The organism is Streptomyces sp. NPDC056347, assembly GCF_042262625.1.
GTDB lineage: Bacteria > Actinomycetota > Actinomycetes > Streptomycetales > Streptomycetaceae > Streptomyces.
Genome location: NZ_JBHJQP010000009.1, coordinates 43,593 through 60,358, shown reverse-complemented (window position 1 = coordinate 60,358; position 16,766 = coordinate 43,593). Strand labels below are relative to the sequence as shown.

The following is a 16,766-nucleotide window of genomic DNA, read 5'->3' as shown; positions in this document are numbered from 1 at the left end:
GCCCGTGCCTCCAGGCACTCCCGCCTCTCTCGCACAGGTACGGGCCGGCACCGAGCTGCTCCACGCGTGCGCCGCGCACGGCATCGCGTTCGTGCCCTTCTTCTCCCTCGCCGGCGAGGGCCGCGAGGCGGGCGCCGTCCACGCGGAGCGGGAACCGGTCCTCGCCGTCGCCCGGGCGCACGGGGTGTCAGCGGCGCGGGTACGGCTGGCATGGGTCCTGGGTCAGGGCGAACACGTCCTGGCCATCCCGGGCACGGGCGACCCGGACCACCTCGTCGACAACCTGTCGGCAGGCTCGCTCCGTCTGACGCAGGAGGACCTCGAAACCCTCGAAGCCCTCGCCCCAATCACCCGGTGAGGGAGCGGGGGCGGGGGCGGGGGCGGGGGCGGGGGCGGGGAGCGCCGGCGGCGGGCCGGGCCCGGGTCAGCGGACCGGGAAGCCGTAGAGGTAGCCCTGCTCCCGCAGCCAGGGGAGGACCTCGCGCAGGGCGGCCACGGTCTGGGAACGGTCGCCGCCGGCGTCGTGGAAGAGGACCGTCGGGCCGTCGGATATCTCGCGCTTGACGGTGGCGACCATGGCGTCCGCGCCGGGGCGCTCGAAGTCCTTGGTGTCGACGTTCCAGCCCAGCGGCCGCATGCCCCGGCCCGCGGCGAGCTGGCGGCTGTACGGGGTGAAGGCGCCGCCCGGGGCGCGGTAGTACTGCGGGCGGACGCCGCCGGACGCCTTGGTGATCATGCGCTCGGCGTCCAGGATCTCCTTGGACTGGTACGCCTCGGACTTACGGTCCATCGAGGTGTCGTGCGAGACCGTGTGGTTGCACAGCCGGTGGCCTTCCGCCACGACCCGCTTGACCAGGTCCGGGTAGGCCTGGGCCTGCGTGCCCACCATGCAGAACGTGGCCTTGACGTTGTTGTCCTTGAGCAACTGGAGCACCTGCGGGGTCCAGTTCGGGTCCGGGCCGTCGTCGATGGTGATGTTGACGCCCTTGGCACCCTTGTCCGAGGCGTGCGCGATCTCCGCCGCGACCTTGGCGGGCCGGCCCTGGTCCCGGGCGTCCGGCGACGAGACGCTCGCGTCCGGCTTCTGCGCTCCGGCGGGGTCGGCCTGCGCGGTCCACACCGAGGTGGCGGCGGCCAGCGCCGTCACTCCGAGCGCGGCTCCGAAGAGTCGGCCGTGCCATCCCCGTCCCTTGTGCTTCGCCATGCCGCCCGCCCCTTTTGATTTCGTCTCCGCCGTGCCCTGTGTCAATGAAGCCATACGAACGCCCGTACGGGCCCCGCTGTTACCGATCGCGGACGATTCCGCAGGGGATCGGCGACAGTCGGAGCCCGTAGGGGACCTCGGAGCCAGGGAATCCGCTACTTCACGTCGACGAAGTCACCCGCGGCGCTGACCGCCGGGGTGGTCGCCGTGCCGGCGAAGCTGTAGCGCCAGTAGCCGTCGACCGAGGCCTTGACGGTCGTCTTCAGCGCGCCCGTGCTGCTGCTCCTGATGGTCTTGACGGTGGTGTAGGTGGAGCTGCCCTTCTTGCGGAACTGGAGCTTCACCGACTGGGTCGCGTAGCCGTGGTACTTGTTGTCCTCCCAGTTGGCCCGGGAGAGCTTGCCCGTGACGGTGAGGGTCTTGCCCTTCTTCACCGGCTCGGGGGCGGCGTTGACGGTCAGCTTCGAGAAGCGCTGGACCTTGAAGCGGGTGGCCGCGTCCCGGTGGATGAAGTCGGCGTCGTTGGCGGAGACCAGGACGCCGAGGTCCCAGGTGGCCGCCGCCTTGTTGTTGACGAAGCCGGTCGACGCCTGCGGGTCGAACGTCAGCGTGCCGGAGCAGGTCGACGTGGTGGCGCTCACCTTGACGCAGGTGATCTCGTCGTCCCAGATCTGCGCGTAGTTGGGCTTCGGGCCCATCGCGCTGAGGTACCTGGTCCTGGCGATGCCCGAGTTGTCGGACGCGGTCATCGAGACCTTGGCGGACACCACGTTGGTGGTGCCGACCACGACCGGCTTGCCGCCGTTGATGACGACCTTGTCGATCGTGATGTCGCCCGAGCCGCCGTCCGCCGCCTGGACGGCGGTGGCGCTGACGCCGGTGACGGCCAGGGCGATGCCGGTGCCGAGCAGGGCGAGACGCGTGGCCCTGCCGGTGGTGCGGGTGGTGCGGGTGTGGTGTGCGTTGCGCATGAATCCCCCCGGGAAATTCTTGATCGCTCGGGGGGAGCGTACGACGTCGGCCAGTGCTTCAGCGGGTGGTTATCGAACAGTGGTCCGGAGAGAGGTGCCTACCGGCCGACCCGGCTCCGACGACGCGCTGCTCGCGATGGCGGTGGCCGGGGCCCCGCCATCCTGGTCGATCGGCGCACCCCGGAGTCCGCCGTCGCGGTCGTGCGTCACCGCCCGGACCGTTCCTGGAGGACGGAGTACGGGCGCTCCCGCACCCGGTCGTAGATCTCGCGCAGCCACGGCAGGCGCACGGCGGGCAGCCGGGCCAGCGTGTGCAGGAACACGTCCGGGTCGGGCTGGAACGGGCCCTGCGGGTGCGGAGGCAGCGGATCGTCGCGCTGGACGTCGCGGGGCAGTCCGCCCGTCGCCGGGACGAACAGCCGGTCGTTGTGGAACGCCAGGTGCGTCCACATGTCGTCGGGCAGCGGTACGGGGACCGCGGTGCCGCCGGGCGGCCGCCAGGTCCTGCCCGTACGCGGATGGACCGGAACCAGGACGATGCCGGGGGCCGGGGTGGGGTCGGGCAGTCCGGGGCCGGCCAGGGCCGCGCGTGCGCCGGGCGGTCCCGGCGGGAGCAGGACGTCGAGAGCACGGCCGAGCACGTTCCCGAGCAGGCCGCCGGGGACCGCCACCGGGGCACCCTCCGAGGCGGCCAGCAGATGGGCGAGTGCCGCGCCCGCCCCGGCGGTCCAGGCCAGGCTCCAGTGGCCGGACGGATCGACCGGCGGCGTTCCCGGCCGCTCCCCGGTCCACTCCTCGGCCCGCTCCCCGGTTCGTCCCCCGGCCCGCTCGCCGGTCCGTTCCGCCGGGTCGGTGGCGGGAAGGCGGCACACCGCGCGCGGGTCGAGCCACACCACCTGCCAGTGGCCGCAGTCGTCGATGCGGGTCGCCACCGCCCGCCCGCACTCCTCGCACGCCAGGTTCGGCCCGTCCCGGCCGTCCGTCCCGAAGCAGGGGCCGTCGCACCGCTCCGGGATCAGGGCCGTGCCGCGGGTGTCGCCCGGGGCGACGGCGACGGCTCCCGCAGCCCCGTAGGACAGGGCCGGGACCGGGGCGTACACCCCACGGGCCGCCGCCTCCTCGGCCCCGACCGCGGCCCAGGGCTTCCACGGTGGCCCCGAGGGCTCCGGGTCGACGGCGTACGTTCCCTGCTCCATGAGCACGGGCAGCAGTTCATGGCCGCACCGTTGGCGGGCGTGGACGGGCAGGGCGACACGGGACAACGGGGCGGTCAACGTCGCGCCGCACCCCGCGCAGACGAACGTTTCGGCCATCAACGCCGCTCCCTCTCCCCCCTGGCGTCGCGGGTGCCCGGAGCCGTAACAAGGCGTGGCACGCGGGGCAGGTGAGGTGGTTGTGAACATTCGGCGTCGGAACGCAACTGGCGTGTCGGTCTTGACAATTGCCAGAGCGACCGATGTTAAGATCATCTTACTTCCAGTGGGCTGATGGCATATGGGGGCATTCCGGGAGGGATGAATTCCTCGGCTCCACATCCGGAGGGGCATTCCCCGGGTGTCGCATGTCGAGGTCCGGACCGGCCCGGCAGACGCGGTACCCGAAGGAGCGTCAAGCCGTATCCGTAGCCATGGCACTTGAAGTGAGTCTCATGACATTTACACAGGGCCTGATCTTCTGGGCGCTGGTTGTCGTCGCGTTGGTCGCCGTGGGTGCCGTTCTGCGGGCTCGTACGACCAACATCCGGCTGCGCAGACAGAATGCCGAACTGCATCAGCAGCGCGATCTGCTGCAGAGGCAGCGGGACGAACTCCATGTCGCCCACACCAGCCTGACGCACCAGCACTCCGCCGAGCTGGCCGAGGTCCGCCGGGACGCCGAGGAGGAGACCAAGGCGGTCCTCAAGGCCGCCGTGCGTACCCTCCAGAGCCTCGCGGACGAGCAGCAGGTGGTCATCGAGAACGCCCAGCGGAAGTACGGCGACGACCCCGCGATCCTCGCCGACCTGATGGCAGTCGACCACGCCAACAGCCAGTTCGGGCGCCGGGCGCAGGGCATCGCGGTGCTGTGCGGCGGCTGGCTCGGGCGGCGCGAGACCGTCGCGTCCGTCTACGACGTGGCGCGCAGCGCCCAGGGCCGCATCCGCCACTTCGACCGGGTCCGGGTCAACGGCCAGGTGAACTTCTCGGTCGTCAGCCGGGCCGTGGAGCCCGTCGCGGTGGTTCTCGCCGAGCTGCTGGCCAACGCCACCAACTACTCCGCCCCCGGCACGCCCGTGGAGATCAACATCCAGGCGGTGCCGTCCGGGGTCTGCCTGATCGTCGACGACGCCGGCCTCGGCATGGGCCAGGAGGAGAAGGACCGCGCGGCGGCCCTGCTCGCCCCGCGGGCCGCGATCAGCGTCTCCAGCCTGGGCATCCCCCCGCAGTTCGGCTTCGCCGTGTCCGGGGTGCTGGCCGCCCGGTACGGCTTCAAGGTCTCGGTGGACTCCGTGTCCCCGTACGGAGGTGTGCGCGCGGTGGTTCTGCTGCCCGACGAGCTGCTGACGAACGATCTGCCCGCCCCGGCCGCCGTTCCCGCCGCGGTCCCGGCCCCGGTCGTCGCCGAGCGGTACGACGCGGAGATCGCGGCGCTGCCCCGGCGCCAGGCGCCCGCGCCCGCCCCGGCCCCCGCGCCGGTGCCGTCCCCGACCCCGCTGTTTCCTCCGGCCGCACCCGCCGGCGCCGCCCCGCAGCCCTTCGGGTCCGCCACCACCGCGGGCGGCCTGCCCAAGCGTCGTCGCAAGAGCCCGGTGTCGGTGGTACCGCCGGCCGAGAACGGGCCGGTGCGCAGCAATGAGGAGACCGCTTCCCGGCTGGGCGCGTTCCAGCGCGGAACGCGGTCCGGCCGAGACACGACGACGACGGAAGGACCCGAGTTCCAGTGAACCCCGATCTGTCCTGGGTACTCAACGATCTGCTCCAGGTACCCGGCGCGCGGCACGCGATCCTGGTCTCCGCCGACGGTCTGCTGCTGGCCAACTCCAGTGAGATCGGCCGGGACGACGCGGAGACCGTGGCGGCGGCGATGAGCTCCATGCAGTCGCTGAGCCGGGCCGTCGCGCCCTTCATCGGGGCCCAGGCGGCCCCGGGCCGCTGGCGGCAGACCCTGCTGGAGTACGACCACGGCTGGATCTTCCTGATCGCCGCCGGAACGGGCGCCTATCTGGCCGCCGCGGCCGCCGCCGACGTGGACATGGAGGCCATGTCCTTCCGGATGCAGCAGCAGGTGACCGCGCTGGGCAAGGCGATGATGACGCCGCCGCGCCAGGACGCGGGGGTCGGCGCACCGGGAACCGGCATATGACGACGCCGGGCGGCGAGCAGGCGGTCAGCAGCGGCTTCGTCCGCTCGTACGTCGTCACCGGCGGGCGCAGCCTGCCCGACGCGGAGGGGCTCTCGCTCGTCACCCTGGTCACCATCGCGCCCGACCGGCAGCCGCCGCCGAACCCGAGCCCGGAGGTCCGGGCGATCTGGGAGCTGTGCTCGGGCGGCTACCTGTCGGTGGCCGAGGTGGCGGGGCATCTCGGCCAGCCGGTCGGGGTGGCGCGGCTGCTGCTGAACGATTTAGCGGAACAAGGTCACCTGATGCGCCGCACGGCGCCCCCGCCGGCCCAGCTCGTTGACAGGAAGATCCTCGAAGAGGTGTTGCATGGACTCCACGTCCGGTTCGGCTGACAGCATCTATGTGTCGGACGCGGTACGGCGTGCGGCGAAGATCCTGGTGGTCGGGCATTTCGCGGTGGGCAAGACCACGCTCATCGGCACCCTCTCCGAGATCACCCCGCTGCGCACCGAGGAGCGGATGACGCAGGCCGGGGCGCACATCGACGATCTGCGGGGCGCGCCGGACAAGGTGACCACGACCGTGGCGCTGGACTTCGGCCGCCTGACCCTCAGCGACGAACTGGTGCTGTACCTGTTCGGTACGCCGGGTCAGCAGCGGTTCGTCGAGCTGTGGGAGGACATGGCGCGCGGTTCGCTGGGCGCCCTGCTCCTCGTCGACCCGGCCCGGCTCGCGGACACCTTCCCGGTGATCGACCTGGTCGAGTCGTACGGACTGGAGTACGCGGTCGCGGTCAACAGCTTCGACCCGGCCGGCCGGCACGGCGAGGCGGAGCTGCGCGAGGCGCTCGACCTGCTGCCGGACACCCCGGTGGTGTACTGCGACGCCCGGGACGAGAAGTCGTCCGCGCAGGCCCTGATCACCCTGGTCCAGCACCTTCTGACCCGCGTGGCCTAGGGCCCGGACCGACAGGGCCCCGGGCGCCGACAAGGCCCGGAGCCCGAGGGATTCCGGAGCCCGGGAGGTTCCGGGAGCCGGCCGGGCCCGGGGCCGTTCCCCGTTCTCCGTTCACCGTACGGGCCGGTCCCGGCCCGCGTTCACTTCACCTCGAGGAATCAACACATGGACTCGTCGTCGGGATCCACCCCGTACAGCGCCCCCAGCGGGTGCCCGATGCACGGTGAGCGGCAGACCTCGCTCTACGGGCCGGAGTTCGCCGCCGATCCGCAGCGCGTGTACGACGCGTTCCGGGCGCACGGGCTCGCCGCCCCGATCGAGCTGGCCCCCGGTGTGGAGGCCACTCTCGTCGTGCAGCACGAGGCCGCGCTGCGGGTGCTGCAGAACCCGTCGTACTTCGCCCGCGACTCCCGGCGCTGGGCCGCGCTGCGGGAGGGCCGGGTGCCGATGGACAGCCCGGTGCTGCCGATGATGATGTACCGGCCCAACTGCCTGTTCACGGACGGCACCGAGCACCTGCGGCTGCGCAAGGCGGTCACCGAGAGCCTGGCCCGGCTCAACACCACCCGGCTCAGCCGGGACGTGGAGCGGATCGCCGACTACCTCATCGACCAGTTCGTCGAGCGCGGCAGCGCGGACCTGCTCGGTGACTACGCCAAGCTGCTGCCGCTCCTGCTGTTCAACCAGCTCTTCGGCTGCCCCGGCGACATCGGCGACCGGCTCACCCGTTCCATGTCGGCGATCTTCGACGGTGTGGACGTGCTCCGGGCCAACACCGAGCTGACCGAGTGCCTGATGGAGCTCGTCGCGCTCAAGCGGCGCCAGCCCGGCGAGGACATCACCTCCTGGCTGATCCAGCACCCGGCGGGGCTGCGGGACGAGGAGCTGAAGGACCAGCTCGTCATGCTGATGGGCGCGGGCGTCGAGCCGGAGCGCAACCTGATCGCCAACGCGCTGCTGCTGATGCTGTCCCGCGAGACCGGCGCGCCGCAGCGGCGCGGCACCGGCATGCTCGTCGAGGACGCCATCGACGACGTGCTGTGGAACAACCCGCCGATCGCCAACTACGCGGCGCACTACCCGGTCCAGGACATCGACCTGGGCGGGGTGACGCTGAAGGCCGACTCCCCGGTCCTGATCAGCTTCGCCGCGGCCAACAGCGACCCGGCGCTCACCGACGCCCGCCAGACCCTGAGCAAGGGCGCCCATCTGGCCTGGGGCGCGGGCCCGCACGTCTGCCCGGCGAAGTCCCCGGCGCAGCTCATCGCGCTCACCGCGATCGAGAAGGTCCTCAACTCGGTGCCCGACCTGGCCCTCGCCGTGGCGCCCGCCTCGGTGGAGTGGCGTCCGGGCCCCTTCCACCGGGCCCTGGTGTCGCTGCCGGTCCGTTTCACCCCGGCCCCGGCCCGCCGGTCGTCCGCGGTCCCGGCCGCGCCGTCGTCCGCCGCCCCGCTCCGTGAGGCGGCGCCGGAGCCGGTGCCGTCGGCCTCGTACGACCGGACGGCCGAGCAGCCGAAGAAGGCCAAGGGCTGGTGGAGCTCCTTCCTGGACGTCTTCCGGGTGTGACGGTCGGTCACCACATCCTGGGCCGGTCGTCCGCCGGGGCGTGGAATCGGGCGGGGGATCGGACGCGACCGGCTCGAAATCGGGTGCGACCGGCGTGGAATCGGGCATGAAGGCGCGTAATCGGGCGTGGCGGGCGCGGGACCGGGGCCCGTGCCGCCGCCCGATTCCGCGCTCCGCGCAATCCTCGTAAACCGGCCTTGTCCGTATATCCCGGCCCGATTTCCCTGTAACTGGAGTGACTCAGGAGACAGTTGATACTCGTGTGAGTGATTGACAAGGGGTCAGATGGCTCTTTCGTTGTGATACGACCAACAACGAAGCGCGCTTGGGCGGCATATGCGGAGGGGTAGGTTCTGCCGGTAACCATGAGCCCAGGTCAAGGAACTCTGCGTGAGCGCTATACGTGGCACCGTCAGTCCCCCCGAAGACCGCCGTGCCCTCATCTCCCTCCTCAGACGTCTCAAATCGCCCGAAGGGCAGGCTGATCCCTACCCTCTGCTGGCCCGGTTGCGGGCCATGGGCGATGTCGTACGTGCCCCCTGGGACGCGTACTTCGTGACGGGTTACGACACCTGCAGCGAGGTGCTGCGCGGCCGGAACTGGCTGGCGCCCGACTTCGCCTGGCAGGAGCGCCAGGAGGACAGCGAGCGCTGGCAGGCCGTGGCCACCCAGGAGATGACCAAGACCCTCTCCCGGCTCAACGCCCCCGAGCACACCTGCCAGCGCCGCAGTCTCGGCAACCTCTTCGACCGGTCGACGATCGAGCGGCTGACCCCGCTGGTCGAGGAGCACGCCACCCGGCTCCTGGACGAGCTGGCCGAGAAACTGCGCTGGGGCGAGGCCGACCTCGTCAGCATCGTCAGCGAGCAGCTGCCGATCAGCACCATCGGCTCCTGGCTGGGGATCCCGGCCGAGGACCACGCCCACATCCTGGAGATCACCCACAACCAGGTGCACGCCCAGGAGCTGCTGCCGACCAAGAGCCAGCTCGCCGTGTCCGCCGAGGCGACCGTGCAGCTGCGCGCCTACTTCACCGAGCTGGTGAAGCAGCGCCGGGCCCGCCCCGGCAACGACATCCTGACCGGCTGGATCCACCACTGGGACGCCCGCGAGCCGGACCGGGGGGCGGCGGACGAGATCCTCTACCGGCTCACCATGTTCGTCACCATCGCCTCGCTGGAGACCACCGCGACGCTGTTGTCGGCCATGGTCGACCTGCTGCTGAAGGAGCCGGGCCGCTGGGAGTGGCTGGCGGCCAACCCGGGGCACATCGACGCGGCCGTGGACGAGGTGCTGCGCTACGATCCGCCGATCCACATCAACACCCGGGTCGCGGCCGAGGACACCGTGCTGGCCGGCGTGCCGATCGCCAAGGACAGCATGGTCCACGTGCTGTACGGGGCGGCCAACCACGACCCGCGGCGCAACGACGACCCGGACACCTTCGACATCCGGCGCCGCGGCACGCACCTCACCTTCGGCGGCGGGGTGCACTACTGCCTGGGCGCCGCCCTCGCCCGGCTGGAGGCCCGCACCCTGCTGACCCAGCTGCTGAAACGGTTCCCCACCCTGCGTGCCGTCGCCCCCGCCGACTACGCCTCGCGGCTCGTCTTCCGCCGGATCGTCTCGCTGGGCGTGGCGGTATGACGCCCTCGCCGCCGCCGTACGCGAGCCCGTCGTACGTGCCGCCGCTTCCGCCGTACGCGCCGCCGCGGCCGGGCACCCTGCGCGTCGGGCGCGAGGGCGCCGTGCTCCGTATCGAGCTGGACTGCCCGGAGACCGGCAACGCGGTCACCGAGGCCATGCTGGACGATCTGCTGAGGGTGCTGGCCGTGCCCGATCCGGACGTCCGGGTGCTGGTGCTCAGCGGGGCCGGGGACGACTTCTGCCTGGGCGGCGACCGCGGCGAGTTCGCCGACTGGCTGGACGAGGACCCGGCCGGGCGGGGCATCCGGATCGCCGGTGACAAGGCCCGCCGGGTCTGCGAGGCGATCTCCGCCAGCCACGCCGTCACCATCGCCCGCGTCCAGGGCCGGGCGATCGGTGCCGGACTCGCGCTGGCCCTCGCCTGCGACCTGCGGGTGGGCGCCGACACCGCCGGTTTCCGGCTGCCGGAGCTCGCGCTCGGGCTGCCCACCGCCTGGGGCGGCGTCCTGCCCCGGCTCATCCACGAGGTCGGCGCGGCCCGCGCCCGCGAGCTCATCCTGACCGGGCGCGCCTTCGACGCCGCCGAGGCGCACGAGCTGTCCGTCCTCCAGCGGGTCGTGCCCGAGAGCGAGCTGGACGCGGCCGTCACCGCCTGGGCCAAGCCCGTGGTGCGCCGCCCCGAGGCCGCCCTGCGCGTCACGAAGGCCCTGCTCAACTCGTACGCCGCGCCGACCAGGCTGGCCGACCCGTCGGTGCTGGACGCGGAACTGATGGCCACCGTCGCGGCGGCGACCCGGCGCCGGTAGGGACGCCGGCGGGGACGCCGGCGGGAGGACCAGCCGCCCGCCCGGCCCCGGATGCCGCGCCGGGCGGGGCGCGCGGGCCGTGCCGCGCCGGGCCGGGGCCCGGGTGGTCCGCGCGCGGGACAGGCCCCCGTACCGCGTACGGATCCGGTGTCCTCGTGCGGCGTACGGATCCGGCGGGCGTACTGCACCGGCCGTAGCCGCGACTGCCTGCAACAGCACGACGACACGGCACCCGTCTCTCACGAAGGATCGAGGCATCCCTCCGGCCCCGCCGAGCCCCGGCGCGGTCCCGGCACGGCCGGAGCGCGGCAGTACGCCGCAGCCCCTCCGCCCGATCCAGAGAAACCGGAGCGCCCCTTCGTGGCCACCTTCCTCCACCGGCTGGGCCGGCTGTCCTTCCGAAGGCGCCGGCTCGTCGCCCTGCTCTGGGCCGTGGCCCTGGCCGTCTGCGCGCTCGCCGCGGCCAAGGCGCCGACCGCCCCCGAGGACGCGTTCTCGATGCCCGGGACCGAGTCGCAGAAGGCGTTCGACCTGCTGGACCGGCGCTTCCCGGGCGGCAACGCGGACGCCGCCGACGCCCGGATCGTCTTCGTCGCCCCCGAGGGCCAGAAGATCACCGCGGGCCCGAACCGGGCCGCCGTGAAGCGCGTCGTCGCGGACGTGGCCGACGGCCCGCAGGTCCGGACCGTCCTCGACCCGTTCGCCCTGGCCGGGGCGGTCAGCGAGAACGGCACGACCGCGTACGCCACCGTCGCCTTCACGGCGGTGCCCGCCGAGCTCACCGACGCCGCCACCGACGCCCTGCGGGACGCCGCGGAGGCCGGGCAGCGGGCCGGGCTGACCGTGGAGATGGGCGGCACCGCCCTGGCCCCGGAGAGCGAGCTGGGCGGCGCCACCGAGGTCATCGGGCTGGTCGCCGCCGCGGTCGTCCTGCTCGTGACCTTCGGCTCGCTCGTCGCGGCGGGCCTCCCGCTGCTCACCGCGGTCGTCGGCGTCGGCATCGGCGCCGCCTCGATCGTGGCCGTCGGGATGTCCACCACGACCGTCACCCTCGCCCTGATGCTGGGCATCGCGGTCGGCATCGACTACGCCCTGTTCATCGTCTCCCGCTACCGGACCGAACGCGCCGAGGGCCACACCGCCGAGGAGGCCGCCGCCCGTGCCACCGGCACGGCGGGCTCCGCCGTCGTCTTCGCCGGTCTCACCGTCGTCATCGCCCTGGCCGGGCTGTCCGTGGTCGGCATCCCCATCCTGACGAAGATGGGCGTCGCCGCGGCGAGCACCGTCGTGGTCGCGGTCCTGGTCGCGCTGACCCTGCTGCCCGCCCTGCTCGGCTTCTTCCCCCGGGCCGTGCTGCCGCGCGCCGCGCGCAAGGAGCGTCCGGGCGGCGGGGAACACCACGGCGGGGAACACCACGGCGGGGAACGGCCGAGCCGGAAGCGGCCCCGCGCCGACCGCCCGGCGCTGGGCGTCCGCTGGGCCCGCGCGGTGGTCCGGCGCCCGCTCGCCGTCCTGGTCCTGGCCGTGCTCGGCCTCGGGCTGATCTCCCTGCCGGCGCTCGACCTGCGGCTCGGCATGCCCGGCGACGAGGCGCAGCCCACCTCCACCACCCAGCGCCGCGCGTACGACGCGCTGGCCGACGGCTTCGGCCCCGGCTTCAACGGACCGCTCACCGTCGTCGTCGACGCCAAGGGCGCCGCGGACCCGAAGGCCGCCGCGGACCGGGCCGGGAAGCGGCTCGCCGCCACCGGGGGCGTCACCGCCGTGACCCCCGCCGCCTTCAACGAGGCCGGTGACACCGCGGTCCTCACCGTCGTGCCCGCCACCGGGCCCAGCTCCGGGGCCACCGCGGAACTGGTCCACGACATCCGCGGCACGGCGCGCGGCCTGGCCGCCGACACCGGGGCGACGATGCTCGTCACCGGCACCACCGCCGTCAACATCGACCTGGCGCAGAAGGTGAACGAGTCCCTGCCGGCCTATCTGGCGCTCGTCGTCGGCCTGGCCTTCCTGCTCCTGATGCTCGTCTTCCGCTCGCTGCTGGTCCCGCTCAAGGCCGCGCTCGGCTTCCTGCTGTCGGTGGCGGCGGCCTTCGGCACCATCGTCGCGACCTTCCAGTGGGGCTGGTTCGCCGATGTCCTCGGCATCGAGCAGACGGGTCCCGTGGTCAGCCTGATGCCGATCTTCCTGATCGGCGTGGTCTTCGGCCTGGCCATGGACTACGAGGTCTTCCTCGTGACCCGGATGCGGGAGGCGTACGTGCACGGGGAACGCCCCGGCGCGGCGGTCGTCACCGGCTTCCGGCACAGCGCCCGGGTCGTCGGCGCCGCGGCGGTCATCATGATCGCGGTGTTCGCCGGGTTCGTCGGGATGACCGACCCGATGATCAAGATGGTGGGGGTGGGCCTCGCCGCGGCCGTCTTCTTCGACGCCTTCGTGGTCCGGATGACGCTCGTCCCGGCCGTGCTCGCCCTACTGGGCGACCGGGCGTGGTCGCTGCCCGGGTGGCTGGCGAGGGTCCTGCCCGAGGTGGACGTCGAGGGCGAGGCGCTGAACCGCCCCGCCCCGGAGCGGCAGCCCGCCCCCGAGCCCGTACGCGTGTGACGCGTACGCCCGTGCCGCGCGCGCCGGTGTCCCGGTCCCGTACCTGGACAATCGGAGGAAGCCGGGACGGACCGGAAAAGGAAGACGGACCGGAACAGGAAGAGGGAGAGGACCCGCGTGTTCACCCAAGCGCGCCCGTGGCTCCGACGCCACCCGCGCACCGTCGACGTGCTGGTGGCGGCGCTGCTGTGGGGCATCGCGGTCTTCGTCAGCACCCTGGCCGACGGCCGGATCGTCCGGTCTCCGGAGCCGCGCTTCGTGCTGGCCGCCCTGGTCCCCTCCGCCGTCCTGCTGCTGGGCCATCGCCGCTACCCGCGCCTCACGGTGGTGGCGACCACGCTGGCCGGCGGCGCCCTCGGCCTGATGGGCAGCCCCGACTCCGGTTCCCGCTTCGACCCCAGCACCAGCGTGGTGGGCGCCGCCCTGGTCGCCCTCTACCTGCTGGCCCAGCGCACGACCCCGCGCACCGCCGCCGCGTACACCGTCGGGACGACCGTCGCCCTGCTGGTGTTCTCCACCGGCTGGGGCCGCACGGCGCTGCTCAGGACCGACCAGCTCGGCCTGGTCTCCTCCGTCCTGCTGGCGGGGGCCCTCGGCGAGCTGGTACGGAGCCGGCGCGAGCATCTGGCGGCCGTGGAGGCACGTGCCGAGCTGGCCGAACGCACCCGTGAGGAGGAGGCCCGGCGGCGGGTCGGCGAGGAGCGGACCCGGATCGCCCGCGAGCTCCACGACATCGTCGCCCACCACATCACCCTTGCCCACGCCCAGGCGGCGACCGCCGCGTACCTGCTGCGGAGCAAGCCCGACCAGGCGCAGCGGACCCTCGACCAGCTGGCCGGCACCACCTCCTCGGCACTGCGCGAGCTGAAGGCGACCGTGGGGCTGCTGCGCCGCGAGGGCGATCCGGAGGCGCCGCTGGAGCCCGCGCCCGGGCTGGCCCGGCTGCCGGAGCTGATCGCCTCGTTCGAGCAGGCGGGCCTGGCGGTGTCGGTCCGGGTGGAGGGCGAGGCCCGCCCGCTGCCGCCGGGTGCCGACCTGACCGCGTACCGGGTCGTGCAGGAGGCGCTCACCAACGTCACCAAGCACGCGGGCGTCGCGAACGCCTCGGTCCGGCTCGTGTACGCGCACCGGGTGCTCACCCTGACGGTCTCCGACGACGGGCACGCCCCGCAGGCCACCGGTGCGCCGGACCACGGCACACCGGGCTACGGTCTGATCGGCATGCACGAACGGGCTCGCTCGGCGGGCGGGCGGCTGGCCGCCGGACACCGGCCGGGCGGCGGCTTCGAGGTGTCCACGGAGCTTCCGCTGGAGGAGCCGGGCGGGCCCGGGGAGCCGGCGGAGCAAGGCGGGCCGTTCCCCGGACCGCCCGGGGGAGACGAGGAGAGGACGGCGCGGTGACCATCCGGGTGCTGCTGGCCGACGACCAGGCACTGCTGGCCGGGACGTTCAGGCTGCTGATCGAGTCGAACGACGACATGGAGGTCGTCGGCGTCGCCGCGGACGGCCGGCAGGCGGTGGAACTGGCCCGGGACACCGTCCCGGACGTGGTCGTGATGGACATCCGGATGCCGGGTACGGACGGTCTCACCGCCACCGAGGAGATCTGCCGCGACGACGCGCTGCGGACCACCCGCATCCTCATCCTCACCACCTTCGAGATCGACGAGTACGTGGCCCGCGCCCTGCGCGCGGGCGCCAGCGGCTTCCTCGGCAAGGACGTCGGCCCCCAGGAGCTGCTGGACGCCATCCGGGCGGTGGCCGCGGGCGACATGCTGCTGTCGCCCACCGCCACCAGGTCCCTGATCACCCGCTACCTCGCCCGCCCGGAGGGCCGGGCCGCCGCCCCCGGGCTGCTGGACGCCCTGACCGCCCGCGAGCGCGAGGTGATGGCGCAGGCCGCCGAGGGGCTGTCGAACGACGAGATCGCCGCGCTGATGCACGTCAGCCCGTTGACCGTACGCACGCACATCGGCCGTGCGATGACGAAGCTGGGCGCCCGGCACCGGGCCCAGCTGGTCGCCATGGCCTACCAGTCGGGCCTGGTCCGGGTGGACCCGCCGCGAAGCCGGGGGTAGTGCTCCGCCGTCCCCGCTCGGCGCGCGGGACGGCGGGGTGCTGGTTAGCGTGAGGAGCCGGACCACCCCCACCGAGCGGGAAGGAGTCAGGCGATGGCCGCACTACCGGAGGGCACCCCCTGCTGGGCCGACGCGACGTTCGCCGACCTGGACGCGGCGAAGAGCTTCTACGGGGACGTGCTGGGCTGGACGTTCGGCGAGTCCTCGACGGAGTTCGGCAACTACACCCAGGCGTACGTCGACGGGAAGGCGGTCGCCGCGGTGGTGCCCCCGATGCCCGGCCAGGACGCCCCGTCGGCCTGGTGCCTGTACCTGGCCTCGCCGAACGCCGCCGCCACCGCCGAGAAGATCCGCGCCAACGGCGGCGAGACCCTGATGGACCCGATGCGGGTCGGGGACTTCGGCACCATGCTGATGGCCCGCGACCCCGGCGGCGTCGCCTTCGGGGTGTGGCAGGCGGGCACCCACGAGGGCTTCGGGGCACGCAGGGTGCCCGGCGCGTTCTGCTGGGCGGAGGTCTTCACCCGGGAGCCCGCGAAGGCCGACGCCTTCTTCCCCGCCGTCTTCCCGTACACCGTGCGGGAGATGCGGGACGACCACGTCGACTTCCGGCTCTTCGACGTCGGCGACGAAACGGTCATGGGGCGGATGAGGATGGGCGACGAGTTCCCGCCCGAGGTCCCGCCGTACGTGAACGTGTACTTCACCGTCGCCGACTGCGACGCGGCCGTCGCGAAGGCCACCGAGCGCGGCGCCGTCCTGCGCTTCGGCCCGATGAGCATGCCGTTCGGCCGCTTCGCCGCGCTGACCGACCCGCAGGGCGCCGCGTTCTCCGTGATCGACGTGACCACGACCGAGGGCGAGATGCCCACGACCGTCCCGGTCTCCTGACCGCCGTGCTGTTCGTCGACCGCGCCGACGCGGGACAGCAGCTGGCCGAGGCGCTGCGCCGCCTGGAGCGGGAGCACCCGGTCGTGCTGGGCCTCCCGCGCGGCGGTGTCCCGGTGGCCTTCGAGGTGGCGCAGACCCTGGGCGCCGAGCTGGACGTGATCGTCGTCCGCAAGCTCGGGGTGCCGCACCACGAGGAGGTGGCGTTCGGCGCGCTGGGCGAGGGCGGGGTACGGGTCGTCAACGAGGGCGTCGCCGGTCGGCTGCGGGCCGGGCGGCAGGACCTCGCGGCGGTCGAACGCGTCGAGCAGGCCGAACTTGCCCGCCGGGCACGGGTGTACCGGGCGGGCCGGGCCCGGATTCCGCTCGCCGGCCGGACGGTGGTCGTGGTGGACGACGGCGTCGCGACCGGCGCCACCGCCGAGGCGGCCTGCCGGGTGGTACGGGCCCAGCACCCGGCCCTGCTGGTGGCGGCCGTTCCGGTTGCACCGCCGGAGGCGCTCGTGCGGCTGCGCCGGGTCGCGGACCAGGTGGTGTGCCTGTCGGTGCCGCGGATGTTCCACGCGGTCGGCGAGTGGTACCGGGACTTCTCGCAGACCCCCGACGACGAGGTGATCTCCCTCCTGACCCGGGCCCGCAACGGCGGCCACCCGACACCGGGCTGCGACTGACCGGCGCCCGGGTGTCCGACGTGCCGCGGGGACGGCCGACGTGCCGCGGGGGT

At 73.3% G+C, this 16,766-nt stretch carries 15 protein-coding genes and 1 pseudogene; 13 read left to right on the top strand and 3 right to left on the bottom strand.

Translation table 11 applies throughout. The features are described 5' to 3' along the window. Positions 1–4: 4 nt before the first annotated feature. Positions 5–358, top strand: a complete 354-nt coding sequence (locus ACFCV8_RS04310) for an aldo/keto reductase (RefSeq protein ID WP_376683714.1) — start codon at positions 5–7, stop codon at positions 356–358. Positions 359–424: 66 nt separating this feature from the next. On the opposite strand, the gene ACFCV8_RS04305 is transcribed toward ACFCV8_RS04310, so the two are convergent. From ACFCV8_RS04305 to ACFCV8_RS04295, 3 genes are all read right to left on the bottom strand, one after another. Next, entirely contained in the window at positions 425–1,204 is a 780-nt protein-coding gene (locus ACFCV8_RS04305; RefSeq protein ID WP_376683713.1) for a polysaccharide deacetylase family protein, read from the bottom strand. Between the two features lie 155 nt (positions 1,205–1,359). Then, positions 1,360–2,175: a calcium-binding protein gene (locus tag ACFCV8_RS04300; RefSeq protein WP_376683712.1), complete on the bottom strand. Its 816-nt coding sequence runs from the start codon at positions 2,173–2,175 to the stop codon at positions 1,360–1,362. 206 nt (positions 2,176–2,381) lie between these two features. Further along, the gene (locus tag ACFCV8_RS04295) at positions 2,382–3,488 is read right to left on the bottom strand and encodes a hypothetical protein (protein ID WP_376683711.1); all 1,107 of its coding nucleotides are present in this window, start codon (positions 3,486–3,488) and stop codon (positions 2,382–2,384) included. 335 nt (positions 3,489–3,823) lie between these two features. On the opposite strand from ACFCV8_RS04295, the gene ACFCV8_RS04290 reads away from it, so the two are divergent. The 12 genes and pseudogenes from ACFCV8_RS04290 to ACFCV8_RS04235 all read left to right on the top strand — a co-directional run. Then, positions 3,824–5,098: an ATP-binding protein gene (locus tag ACFCV8_RS04290; RefSeq protein WP_376683710.1), complete on the top strand. Its 1,275-nt coding sequence runs from the start codon at positions 3,824–3,826 to the stop codon at positions 5,096–5,098. Then, a complete protein-coding gene (locus ACFCV8_RS04285) occupies positions 5,095–5,517 on the top strand; it encodes a roadblock/LC7 domain-containing protein (RefSeq protein ID WP_376683709.1) in 423 nt (140 codons plus the stop codon). The genes ACFCV8_RS04290 and ACFCV8_RS04285 overlap by 4 nt, the downstream gene beginning before the upstream one ends. Beyond that, positions 5,514–5,888, top strand: coding sequence for a DUF742 domain-containing protein (locus ACFCV8_RS04280; protein ID WP_376683708.1), 375 nt, complete (start codon positions 5,514–5,516; stop codon positions 5,886–5,888). Before ACFCV8_RS04285 ends, ACFCV8_RS04280 begins: the two co-directional genes overlap by 4 nt. Beyond that, positions 5,863–6,453 (top strand): ATP/GTP-binding protein, encoded by a 591-nt coding sequence (locus ACFCV8_RS04275; protein ID WP_376683707.1) that lies wholly within the window; start codon positions 5,863–5,865, stop codon positions 6,451–6,453. Before ACFCV8_RS04280 ends, ACFCV8_RS04275 begins: the two co-directional genes overlap by 26 nt. Before the next feature lie 165 nt (positions 6,454–6,618). Continuing rightward, complete coding sequence (locus ACFCV8_RS04270) at positions 6,619–8,019, top strand: cytochrome P450 (protein ID WP_376683706.1); 1,401 nt, start codon at positions 6,619–6,621, stop codon at positions 8,017–8,019. Between the two features lie 516 nt (positions 8,020–8,535). Then, a complete protein-coding gene (locus ACFCV8_RS04265) occupies positions 8,536–9,666 on the top strand; it encodes a cytochrome P450 (RefSeq protein WP_376683705.1) in 1,131 nt (376 codons plus the stop codon). Then, complete coding sequence (locus tag ACFCV8_RS04260; RefSeq protein ID WP_376683704.1) at positions 9,663–10,472, top strand: enoyl-CoA hydratase/isomerase family protein; 810 nt, start codon at positions 9,663–9,665, stop codon at positions 10,470–10,472. The genes ACFCV8_RS04265 and ACFCV8_RS04260 overlap by 4 nt, the downstream gene beginning before the upstream one ends. A 360-nt stretch (positions 10,473–10,832) precedes the next feature. Then, a complete protein-coding gene (locus ACFCV8_RS04255) occupies positions 10,833–13,076 on the top strand; it encodes an MMPL family transporter (RefSeq protein ID WP_376683703.1) in 2,244 nt (747 codons plus the stop codon). Between the two features lie 117 nt (positions 13,077–13,193). Next, entirely contained in the window at positions 13,194–14,477 is a 1,284-nt protein-coding gene (locus tag ACFCV8_RS04250) for a sensor histidine kinase (protein ID WP_376683702.1), read from the top strand. Continuing rightward, a complete protein-coding gene (locus ACFCV8_RS04245; protein WP_376683701.1) occupies positions 14,474–15,154 on the top strand; it encodes a response regulator in 681 nt (226 codons plus the stop codon). The genes ACFCV8_RS04250 and ACFCV8_RS04245 overlap by 4 nt, the downstream gene beginning before the upstream one ends. Positions 15,155–15,247: 93 nt before the next feature. Further along, positions 15,248–16,045: a VOC family protein gene (locus ACFCV8_RS04240; protein WP_376683700.1), complete on the top strand. Its 798-nt coding sequence runs from the start codon at positions 15,248–15,250 to the stop codon at positions 16,043–16,045. A gap of 5 nt (positions 16,046–16,050) precedes the next feature. After that, positions 16,051–16,677, top strand: a pseudogene (locus ACFCV8_RS04235) (phosphoribosyltransferase); the annotation flags it as partial. Positions 16,678–16,766: the final 89 nt, after the last annotated feature.

Bases quoted from the DNA above. Each gene is read 5' to 3' on its own strand.
- ACFCV8_RS04275 (WP_376683707.1), top strand. From the start codon at position 5,863: ATGGACTCCACGTCCGGTTCGGCTGACAGCATCTATGTGTCGGACGCG.
- ACFCV8_RS04280 (WP_376683708.1), top strand. From the start codon at position 5,514: ATGACGACGCCGGGCGGCGAGCAGGCGGTCAGCAGCGGCTTCGTCCGC.
- ACFCV8_RS04305 (WP_376683713.1), bottom strand. From the start codon at position 1,204: ATGGCGAAGCACAAGGGACGGGGATGGCACGGCCGACTCTTCGGAGCC.
- ACFCV8_RS04290 (WP_376683710.1), top strand. From the start codon at position 3,824: ATGACATTTACACAGGGCCTGATCTTCTGGGCGCTGGTTGTCGTCGCG.
- ACFCV8_RS04260 (WP_376683704.1), top strand. From the start codon at position 9,663: ATGACGCCCTCGCCGCCGCCGTACGCGAGCCCGTCGTACGTGCCGCCG.
- ACFCV8_RS04265 (WP_376683705.1), top strand. From the start codon at position 8,536: ATGGGCGATGTCGTACGTGCCCCCTGGGACGCGTACTTCGTGACGGGT.
- ACFCV8_RS04300 (WP_376683712.1), bottom strand. From the start codon at position 2,175: ATGCGCAACGCACACCACACCCGCACCACCCGCACCACCGGCAGGGCC.
- ACFCV8_RS04240 (WP_376683700.1), top strand. From the start codon at position 15,248: ATGGCCGCACTACCGGAGGGCACCCCCTGCTGGGCCGACGCGACGTTC.
- ACFCV8_RS04295 (WP_376683711.1), bottom strand. From the start codon at position 3,488: ATGGCCGAAACGTTCGTCTGCGCGGGGTGCGGCGCGACGTTGACCGCC.
- ACFCV8_RS04270 (WP_376683706.1), top strand. From the start codon at position 6,619: ATGGACTCGTCGTCGGGATCCACCCCGTACAGCGCCCCCAGCGGGTGC.